This is a genomic window from Ectobacillus antri (assembly GCF_003852715.1).
Taxonomy (GTDB): Bacteria; Bacillota; Bacilli; order Bacillales; family Bacillaceae_G; genus Ectobacillus; species Ectobacillus antri.
The window spans coordinates 1-9,251 of the sequence record NZ_RIAV01000044.1; the positions used below are offsets into that span (position 1 = coordinate 1).

General features: G+C 43.3%; 11 protein-coding genes and 1 pseudogene. 1 reads left to right on the forward strand and 11 read right to left on the reverse strand.

Features of this window, described 5'->3' with window-relative positions; all coding sequences use genetic code 11:
• Positions 1-328: 328 nt before the first annotated feature.
• From EEJ45_RS17615 to EEJ45_RS17635, 4 genes are all read right to left on the reverse strand, one after another.
• Positions 329-838, reverse strand: a complete 510-nt coding sequence (locus tag EEJ45_RS17615; RefSeq protein ID WP_124566059.1) for a sporulation protein — start codon at positions 836-838, stop codon at positions 329-331.
• Between the two features lie 158 nt (positions 839-996).
• On the reverse strand, positions 997-1,215 hold the full coding sequence (locus EEJ45_RS17620) for a hypothetical protein (RefSeq protein ID WP_124566060.1): 219 nt from the start codon (positions 1,213-1,215) through the stop codon (positions 997-999).
• A 64-nt stretch (positions 1,216-1,279) separates the two neighbouring features.
• Entirely contained in the window at positions 1,280-1,537 is a 258-nt protein-coding gene (locus EEJ45_RS17625; RefSeq protein ID WP_124566061.1) for a hypothetical protein, read from the reverse strand.
• A 124-nt stretch (positions 1,538-1,661) separates the two neighbouring features.
• Positions 1,662-1,997, reverse strand: coding sequence for a hypothetical protein (locus EEJ45_RS17635; protein WP_124566063.1), 336 nt, complete (start codon positions 1,995-1,997; stop codon positions 1,662-1,664).
• Between the two features lie 48 nt (positions 1,998-2,045).
• Here EEJ45_RS17635 and EEJ45_RS17640 point away from each other — a divergent pair, with 48 nt between their 5' ends.
• Entirely contained in the window at positions 2,046-2,363 is a 318-nt protein-coding gene (locus EEJ45_RS17640; protein ID WP_124566064.1) for a CHY zinc finger protein, read from the forward strand.
• Positions 2,364-2,367: 4 nt separating this feature from the next.
• On the opposite strand, the gene EEJ45_RS17645 is transcribed toward EEJ45_RS17640, so the two are convergent.
• The 7 genes and pseudogenes from EEJ45_RS17645 to treP all read right to left on the reverse strand — a co-directional run bounded on the left by EEJ45_RS17645 (position 2,368) and on the right by treP (position 8,651).
• A complete protein-coding gene (locus EEJ45_RS17645) occupies positions 2,368-2,877 on the reverse strand; it encodes a GNAT family N-acetyltransferase (protein ID WP_124566065.1) in 510 nt (169 codons plus the stop codon).
• Entirely contained in the window at positions 2,874-3,365 is a 492-nt protein-coding gene (locus EEJ45_RS17650) for a GNAT family N-acetyltransferase (protein WP_124566066.1), read from the reverse strand. The genes EEJ45_RS17645 and EEJ45_RS17650 overlap by 4 nt, the downstream gene beginning before the upstream one ends.
• A 7-nt stretch (positions 3,366-3,372) precedes the next feature.
• Positions 3,373-3,822 (reverse strand): GNAT family N-acetyltransferase, encoded by a 450-nt coding sequence (locus tag EEJ45_RS17655; RefSeq protein ID WP_380018324.1) that lies wholly within the window; start codon positions 3,820-3,822, stop codon positions 3,373-3,375.
• Positions 3,823-3,828: 6 nt separating this feature from the next.
• Positions 3,829-4,311 (reverse strand): annotated as a pseudogene (locus EEJ45_RS17660) (tetratricopeptide repeat protein); the annotation flags it as partial.
• Between the two features lie 269 nt (positions 4,312-4,580).
• Positions 4,581-5,297: a trehalose operon repressor gene (gene treR / locus EEJ45_RS17665; RefSeq protein ID WP_124566067.1), complete on the reverse strand. Its 717-nt coding sequence runs from the start codon at positions 5,295-5,297 to the stop codon at positions 4,581-4,583.
• Between the two features lie 206 nt (positions 5,298-5,503).
• The gene (gene treC / locus EEJ45_RS17670) at positions 5,504-7,171 is read right to left on the reverse strand and encodes an alpha,alpha-phosphotrehalase (protein ID WP_124566068.1); all 1,668 of its coding nucleotides are present in this window, start codon (positions 7,169-7,171) and stop codon (positions 5,504-5,506) included.
• 79 nt (positions 7,172-7,250) lie between these two features.
• Complete coding sequence (gene treP, locus EEJ45_RS17675) at positions 7,251-8,651, reverse strand: PTS system trehalose-specific EIIBC component (RefSeq protein WP_124566069.1); 1,401 nt, start codon at positions 8,649-8,651, stop codon at positions 7,251-7,253.
• Positions 8,652-9,251: the final 600 nt, after the last annotated feature.

The window sequence follows — 9,251 nt, forward strand, 5'->3', positions numbered from 1 at the left end:
TGTCCCGCAAGAGCGGCTCGCGGATCACGTGAGAGCGGCTATCTGCGTTTTACTGTCCCGCAAGAGCGGCTCGCGGATCACAAAAGAGTGGCTATCTGCTTTTTGCTGTCCCGCAAGAAAAACTACCATCATTCACGTATGCGAACGACTTCTAGTTGTCAGAGACCTTTTTCTTTATTCATTTATAAATTGAATTTGTATGACTTCTGTCCAACTAAGTGTAGCCTATCCAGAAATTAAATAGACCACCTCTGTAGTCCATAAATCTTACTAGGTTCAAAGGTGGTCTATTTTTCATATTATTATTCTTTTCGTTATACCCTTATTGTTATATCATCTTTCGATTAATTGGATTCATTGGATCCTGTAGGGGATCGTAAGCTGTGTCTTGCTGCGCTTCTTTATACGTTGTAGAAGACGTCAAACCGGAGTCTGTGATGTACACCTTTTTACGGTCATAGTCATTGATCGCACCGTCTACATCCATTTTGGTTACGAAGTAGTACGTGTGCGCCTCTGTACTGTTTCCTCCATCAGGGGCGTTCTTTAGATAGAGCGGAATGGTGTAATCAAACAAGAAGTTGCGCGTTTCCTGCGGGTGAATCGTAAATTCGTCCACTATAGGAATCGTTTCTACCTTTGCCGTTTCCCCGAATTCCATTGCATCCATGCCCTTGACTAACGCTACTGTTATAGAATCGATATGCTGTTCAACTTTGCCGCCTTGTACGACTAGCTCACCGCGAATATGATCGCCCGGCTTAAACGTGTCCTTCGGTAAATACAATTCAACCTCTGCAGCACCGTGTCCTAATTTCGCCATTAATTTTTCTAACATGTTTCTCACTCTCCTTCGGGTATAGTTGTCTTGCTTGTCCTTACAATACCAAAGAAAAGCTTGAAAATGTGGTATGTTATGGAAATGAGAACGTTTTGTAACCGATTTTCTGCGAAACGTCCGTGATTTTTACGAAGGTGACAATCCTGCAACATTTGTTAATTGACCATTGAAAGACCTAGAGGTAGTAGCAACAAAACCACTGCACCAAACACAAGCATTGCCGATGCTTTTTTAGGAAGTTTTTCATTTCCCTTATACCAGCCGCTAAACTGCCAGCGGTTGCGATACATAACAAAAAGCAGCAGCAAAATTGCTACAAAGCCTAGCCAATTGTATTCCTTACTACCAAGCGCCTCATATACATTTGCAAGCAAGCCCCTAGCATACCACCGATGATAACAAATATAGCGATAACTCGAAGGAGCTCAAATAAAACCCTCATAGGTCACCTCCAATTTGGTCTACATACTGCTTCGCCGCAAGAAGTCCCATACCTGTTTCTTGGCGAACGAACTTTACCGCCTCCACGTTCGCCCCGCGCCTAAGTAGCTCTCTCACCTTTTCTGTAAGAGCGCGCTGCTCTGACTCAGACAATGGCTGCCGAACTTTCTCCTTTAAGCGCTGCAGCTCTTTCTGCAATAGCACAATATATACAAGCAGCATAGCGATAAAACATAGTAAAACGGTCTCCATCATTTGTTCCTCCTCTGAATGAATGCAACTGTAACATCTAGTAGCGCTGTTAGTAACGCAATCATAGCCGGCACCGCAAGACTACGAATTTCGATCCCGGGCACCCAAAGCAGCAAATAATAGATCGCTACAGCATCATCGCCACTCGTAACAAAGGCTGCACCAGCACTTCGCTCACTAACAACCAACCCAGGACCGTTCCGACTGCCCAAAGCAGTGCCGTACTATTTTGGATGACAAACAAATGACCAAATAGAGCGTTCATCCCTGTTAGCACACCGAAGTACAATGCAAAAATAGCCAAGATTGGTACGGTACATATAAAACTACAGCCCATCTGTATGAGAAGCTTATACCGCAGCGGTAGCTCATGGTCTTTCTCGTCTTTTACGCGCTGTAAAATGAAATAGATAATAAGATTTACCAAACCAAATATACTCATGCTTATCCACACAAAATTCATTTCTTCCCCCCTAACATATTGTACAATAAATAAAAAGGAGGCTTTTATATGATTACTGTATACGGACCAACTGTTGATCAGGAAACACGCTGCGTTCACTATCATTCCGAAAAAGATATTATTGCCATTCGGTTTAAGTGCTGCGACAAATATTATCCGTGCTATGAATGCCACGATGCCTGTGAAGACCACCAGCGTGCGGTTTGGCCAAAAGCAGAGTGGAATGAGAAAGCGATTTTGTGCGGCGTTTGTCAAACAGAGCTTACCATCAACGAATATCAAAGCGTGACGCATTGTCCAACCTGTAAGTCCGCATTTAATGAGGGCTGTAAAACGCACTATCATCTTTATTTTGCAACGCGGTGAGACACTACTTTCGCAGTCGTCCCATGAGTACCGTGTTGTAGTAGTTTCCATCTGACAAACGCTTATCGTTTCGCAAAATACCTTCTACTTCAAAACCGTATGTTTTATATAGCTCAATCGCAGGTGTGTTTGTTTCTAGCACCGCTAGCTTGATTTTTTCAATCTCATTGGCATCGGCCCAAGCGATGCAGCCTTGCAATAATTGCTTGCCGATGCCGTTGCCCCAGTACTGCCGCAGTACACCAATACCGAAATCCACCTGATGAGAAAGACGCTTTAAGGTACTGCCGACACACCTTGCAAAACCAGCGATACATCCATCTACCTCTGCGACCAGAAAGACGTGTACCGGACTTTCGTTATCTTCTCGAATGATGCGCCTGAAGCCAGCTTCATCTATATATGCTTCGCCGGGCTCGCGGTCCATATTTTCTGTCTCGCCGTCAATTTGCAGGCGAACAGCAGCCAGCGCTGCCGCATCCATTTCTTGTGCTGTGCGAATAATACAATTCATACCCGACTCTCCTGTACCTTCATATGCATCACATACTGCTCACCCTTGCGCCCGATTACCCGGTTACCTTGATCGACAAAGCCGTTTCGCGCATACACACGCTGCGCCGCCTCATTCGCGTGGTTCACGCCGAGTACAATTTCATCGCACCAAGGAAAATGCTCTCGCACAAACTTCGGCAATATTTGAATTGCCTCGCTCGCAATTCCTTGTCCTTGAAAATTTGGATGCACAGAAAAGGCACGAAGTAACATGGCGCTTGTATTGGTGCTGTATGATTGCACACCGCCCCAGCCGTGCAGAACAAAAAAACCGGCTACTTGACCATCCTGTAAAATCACAACAGGATGGCGCTCCTCATCTTCTTGACTTACCTGCAAAGCCTCATACGGCAAAACGGTAAAATCACTTTGATGCGGCGGCAAATAAAAAGCTTTAAGCTGTTCTTCATACTGTGGTTGATAGAATGCTAGTGAAATAGTTTTCATATGCCTCTCATAGCTCCTTTGTCATAAACATACTGTTGGGGTCATGCTTATAATGGGCAAACGGCTCGCAGTACGTAAAGCCAAAGCTTTCATACAGCCTGCGCGCTGGGGCAAACGCCGCCATCGAACCTGTTTCCAGGCTGAGTCTTGTGTATCCGCGCTCTTTGGCTACGTCGATAATATGCGCAAGCACCTGCCGCGCCACGCCCTTTCGCACATGACGGGGATCTGTTTTCATTGACTTAATTTCGCCGTGCGCTGCACCCAGTTCCTTCAGCGCACCGCACCCGACAAGCTCTTCCCCCTCCCATGCACTCCAAAACGTCACATCCGGCTGACGCAGACCATCAAAATGCAGCGCATGCCTGCTTTCCGGCGGTGAATGTAGCGCCATACTTTCGAGATGATTCATAATTAATGCCTGCACGCGTTCATCGCTCAAGTCGTCCACCTGCATGCGCACGCGCCAAACACGGTCAAGCTGCCCGGCATAAAAACGAATCGCGCGCTGATATGACAGCACCTCAGCATCATTTGTCGTATCAGCGATGCAACGCAGCAGAATCTCCATGGCTTGCTCATGCTGATGTAAATTATGTAGGGTCATTGCATAAAACACCGAAAGCGCCCGGTTCTCTGGAAATCGTGACATTCCCTTTTGGAATGTTTCTTTCGATTTTTCATAGTTTCCTAGCGTTCGATATGTACTGCCAAGACCTAAGTAAGCCCCTGCTAGCTCCTTATCAGGAAGGCCAAGTGCAATCGCTTTTTCATAATACGGTACCGCCGCTGCTTCCTCCCCTAGCACATCAAAGCTCCACGCGCATTGATAGTGCACATCCGGATCATTTGGATATCGGTTGACCAACTGCAAGCACAACGCATTCGCTTCCTTTAGCTTCCCGTCTTCACGTAGTTTCATAGCTTGCTTCAATTCCTCGCGCATTGTTCATCCTCCCATCTGTCTCTTTTTCCATCATACACCATATCAGAACTTTCTTGAAATACAAAAAAGAAGTGCGCGGTGGCACTTCTTATATGTCATATACAAATGTCAACCGCTACAGAAAAGCGCATCTACTATTTCACCATGTTGCATCACAAGAATGCGCTCGCTCATAGTATGAAAAGTAGCCAAATGGTGCGGCTGTTTGAGCATGTATTCACCAAGACGGGAAATTGCTTTTGTTTTTGTTAACACAGTACATGGAGTAATTAATGTCTCCTTCTCGCGAATTCAATAAACCGGAATTTGTCCAAACGATGTCGAGATTCCGTATACTGAAACAAACTAGCATCTTCCAAATATACATAGTTTTTCACAACCACTACATACTCGTAGCCATTTAAATCTAAAAATGCACGGTCATCTTCTGTAGGTTCATCAACTGAAATTTCTTTTTTCGCAAAGCTAATCTTTAGTCCTAAATCGCGCTCTAGATATTCATATATAGACCCTTGCACAATGTCCTTTGTTAAATGAGGTACGTACTTTTTTAAAAAGTAATCTTTATCCAAAATAATGCGCTCGCCGTCCATTTCGCGCGACCGTGTCACCTTCCAAACATCCTCTGTTCCTTTCACACCTAAGTGCTGCTGAATGGCGTCATCTGCTTTCGCTACTTCAAATTCATATACAATCGTCCGCCACGGCTTACCTGTTTTCTCGGCAATTTCTTTAAAGCTAACTAGTCCTGAGATGGGAAAATCAAATCGACGTACATCTAGTACAAACGAACCTTTTCCTTTAATCTTTTGGATATACCCATTTTGCGACAGTAAATTCAACGCTTTGCGAATAGTTTCGCGCGATGTTTCGTATTTTTCCACGAGCTCGCTTTCGGACGGCAGCTTTGTATTTGGCTTCATTTGCCCGTTTTGAATCTTGCTCGCGAGCTCTTCGTAAATTTGTGTATATTTACTTTCTCTCATCTAGTATCACCATTTTTGTATGCTTTTTTCTTATTGTACTGTAGCAGCCAGTTAAAGTATAGTCCAACTAAAGCCGAAAGAATACAGAATAAATAACACTCATAAAGGAAAAGTCCGAACTAGATCGAATTCTGAGTAGAGAATTCCGACTAATAGTTCGGATTTTTCTTGGGCTGAAAACCTTTTGTCCCAGCCTCCTTTTTGTCTTATTTTTGCAAATAATATACAAGCGATTCATACGGTCGCAGTACAATGTGATGTACATCGTTGGCACTGTCACTATAATTTGAAAGCAATAGTTCACTTGTATAACCAGTAATATCCACTTCATCCGGTAAGATAAATTCTACTTCAGTTCCATAGAAGTTATTAATAACAAGCAGCTTTTCATCTGCCGTATTGCGTACGTAAGCGAAAATTTGTGGATGCTCACCCAAAATAAGTTGATAATTTCCATCTGTGATAATATCGTATTGCTTACGCAATTCAATTAGGCGCTTATAGTGATAAAAGATAGAGTTCTCATCTGCGATTGCCTGTTCTGCATTGATTTCCGGGTAATTCGCTGCGATTGGGATCCACGGCTTGCCTGTAGTGAAGCCTGCGTTCACTTCGCCACTCCACTGTACCGGTGTGCGGGAGTTATCACGGGACTTTTGCTTCAATATTGCAAGAATCTTCTCCTCGTCGATTCCCTCGGCTTTTTTTATTTTATACATATTTAAGGACTCGACATCGCGATAATCCTCAATACGTGTGAACTTAGGGTTTGTCATCCCAAACTCCTCGCCTTGATAAATATACGGTGTACCCTGCATCATATGGATTGTTGTTGCTAGCATCTTCGCCGATTCTTTATGGAACTTGCTATCGTCGCCGTAGCGCGATACGATGCGCGGCTGATCATGATTGCACCAAAACAGCGCATTCCAGCCACCACCTTCATGCATTTTGGTTTGCCATACTGTTAAAATGTTTTTTAGCTTCAAAAAGTCAAAATCAGCAATCGACCATTTTTCGCCGTTTGCATAATCCACTTTTAAATGATGGAAGTTAAAGGTCATACTTAATTCTTTGCTCGCTGGGTTAGAATAGCGAATGCAGTGTTCAGTCGTTGTGGATGACATTTCGCCTACTGTCATCGCATCGTATTTCGAAAAGACCTTTTGGTTTGCTTCATGTAAAAACTCATGTACGCGCGGTCCGTCTGTATAAAACTTCCGTCCATCTCCCGGCGCCACCGAACCATCGTCATCTGGAAAACGCTGATCTTTAGAAATCAAGTTAATTACATCAAGTCGAAACCCATCAACGCCTTTTTCAAACCAGAACGTCATCATCTCATACACTTTTTTGCGTACTTCTTCGTTTTCCCAGTTTAAGTCTGCCTGTGTCACATCGAACAAATGCAAATAATATTGTCCTGTCTCTTCATTATACTCCCATGCGTTACCACCGAATTTGGATGCCCAGTTCGTCGGTGTGTCTCTCCAAATATAAAAATCACGGTATGGATTGTCTCTTGAAGAGCGCGCTTCTTTAAACCAAGCATGCTCCGTAGAAGTATGATTCACAACAATATCCATAATGACTTTAATCCCCCGCGCATGCGCCTCCTTCAATAAGCATTCAAAGTCCTCCATTGTTCCGTACTCTTCATGAATACGATAATAGTCGCTAATATCGTAACCATTATCGCGCTGCGGCGACTCGTAAATCGGTGTCAACCAAATCACATCAACGCCCAATGTTTGTAAATAATCAAGCTTAGCGATAATTCCCAATAAATCACCAACGCCGTTTCCCGTTGTATCGTAAAAGCTCTTCGGATAAATTTGGTATACGACCGCTTTTTTCCACCATGGTTGTTTCATCTTTTACACCGCCTATTTAAAACTGGTATCGTTCTCATATCATATAATGTCCTGACGGCACTTAGCCGTCAGGCGCCTTTTATTTGTTGCGTAACTTACCAAACAACAACGTCAATACAAACGGTACAATGAGTACAATCACCATACCGATAAAGAATGGAGCCCATTTATCGGGGAAGATGGATAAAAATCCTGGTAATCCGCCGACACCAATAGAAGTTGCTTTTACCCCGTTTAGAGTAATAAACATACCTGCAATGGCGGAACCAATAACGGCAGATATGAACGCATAGCGAAAGCGCAAATTCACGCCGAACATGGCCGGCTCTGTAATGCCAAGGTACGCGGAAACTGCGGAGGTTGCGGACAACCCTTTTAATTTTTCATCCTTCAATACAAACATCATAGCTAACGCTGCTGTACCTTGTGCAATGTTAGAAAGCGCTAGCATTGGCCATAAGAATGTGCCACCCGTGCTACCAATTAGCTGCAAATCGACCGCTAAGAACGTATGATGCATACCTGTAATGACAAGGGGTGCATATAATGCTCCATACAGCAAACCGCCAATAATAGGTGCCGCTTCAAAAATACCCACCACACCATCTGTGATGACATTACCAATCGCAAATGTAATCGGACCGATGGCAATGAAGGACACAAATCCTGTTACCAGTAATGCAATCGGCGCCACAAGTAATAGCTGCAGTGCGTCCGGAATACGTTTTTTTAAGAAAATCTCAATTTTTGCAAGTACGAAAGAAGCCAATAATACTGGTAATACCTGTCCTTGATACCCAACCTTTTGTACTTCAAGACCAAACAAATCCCATTTCGGAATTTCCTTTGCAGATCCATAGCCCCATGCGTTCAATAAATCAGGATGCACAAGCATTAAGCCCAGTACAATACCAAGCAGCGGGTTGCCACCAAAACGAGTGACCGCCGACCAACCGATTAAACCCGGTAAGAATACGAATGCTGTATTAGCAATTAAGTTGATAATGCTCGCAAAATCCTTCCAACCTGTATATACATCAACAAGCGCTTTCTTTTCAAAGAAAATACCTGGACCTGTTAATACGTTGTTGATTCCCATTAACAAACCAGCTGTTACGATTGCAGGTAAAATGGGAATAAAAATATCCGCCAGCGTTTTAATAGCGCGCTGCAATGGGTTCAGTTTTTCTGCCGCGGCGTCCTTAATTTCCTGCTTTGAAGCGCGACCTATACCCGTCAGTTCCACCATTTCGTTATATACTTTATCCACTGTTCCTTGTCCGATAACTACCTGAAATTGACCGTTTGTAGAGAAAAAACCTTTTACTAAATCAATACTCTCAAGTGCCTCTTTATCTACTTTTTCCTCATCTGCCAAGGCAAAGCGCAGTCGCGTCACACAGTGTGTTGCTGCGACAATATTTTCTTTTCCGCCAACAGCTTTCACAATTTGCTCGGCGGCTTGTCTATTTACGCTCATATCCCCGTCCTCCTGTTATCGTTTTCATTTTAAATGAGTACAGTCCGCATTACTCTTCGCCCGGGATAAAGAGTAAATAAATGAACCGCTTTCAAAACCTGTATATACAGGTTTTATCTATAGCCACATCATACACCTGTATATACAGGTTAGTCAACTATTTTTTAGGCGCTTTCATTTATGAATGTTTTGCTAAGTCTCGCTCTTAAATCCAGCTATCGGACGTATCTCCGGGTTATATTCCTCTCATGCCATGATATGAGTACAAACTTTCAAAGCCGCTACATCATTTCAGATTTCTTTTGCTTCTTGAGCAATTCTAGATGACTTCACATGTTTATAACCATAAAAAATCCACCTAATACTTGAGACACTAAGATATACGAACTCTTAGCGTCTCAAGTATCAAGTGGACTAAAAAACTTGCTTTATATTTGGCCTTATTTCCAATATATAAAATTACGATTTTACTATATTTCACAGTGAACTACCCGCCACCTACGCTTCGCTTAGAGGTGGGGGCTTCTAAGGTAATCGTACCTCACGGTACGAAATTGACTTAGCTATCGAGCCTATTCCATGCTCTATATATGATTATGC

Bases quoted from the DNA above. Each gene is read 5' to 3' on its own strand.
- EEJ45_RS17615 (WP_124566059.1), bottom strand. From the start codon at position 838: ATGTTAGAAAAATTAATGGCGAAATTAGGACACGGTGCTGCAGAGGTT.
- EEJ45_RS17625 (WP_124566061.1), bottom strand. From the start codon at position 1,537: ATGATGGAGACCGTTTTACTATGTTTTATCGCTATGCTGCTTGTATAT.
- EEJ45_RS17635 (WP_124566063.1), bottom strand. From the start codon at position 1,997: ATGAATTTTGTGTGGATAAGCATGAGTATATTTGGTTTGGTAAATCTT.
- EEJ45_RS17640 (WP_124566064.1), top strand. From the start codon at position 2,046: ATGATTACTGTATACGGACCAACTGTTGATCAGGAAACACGCTGCGTT.
- EEJ45_RS17645 (WP_124566065.1), bottom strand. From the start codon at position 2,877: ATGAATTGTATTATTCGCACAGCACAAGAAATGGATGCGGCAGCGCTG.
- EEJ45_RS17650 (WP_124566066.1), bottom strand. From the start codon at position 3,365: ATGAAAACTATTTCACTAGCATTCTATCAACCACAGTATGAAGAACAG.
- EEJ45_RS17655 (WP_380018324.1), bottom strand. From the start codon at position 3,822: ATGCAGGTGGACGACTTGAGCGATGAACGCGTGCAGGCATTAATTATG.
- treR (WP_124566067.1), bottom strand. From the start codon at position 5,297: ATGAGAGAAAGTAAATATACACAAATTTACGAAGAGCTCGCGAGCAAG.
- treC (WP_124566068.1), bottom strand. From the start codon at position 7,171: ATGAAACAACCATGGTGGAAAAAAGCGGTCGTATACCAAATTTATCCG.
- treP (WP_124566069.1), bottom strand. From the start codon at position 8,651: ATGAGCGTAAATAGACAAGCCGCCGAGCAAATTGTGAAAGCTGTTGGC.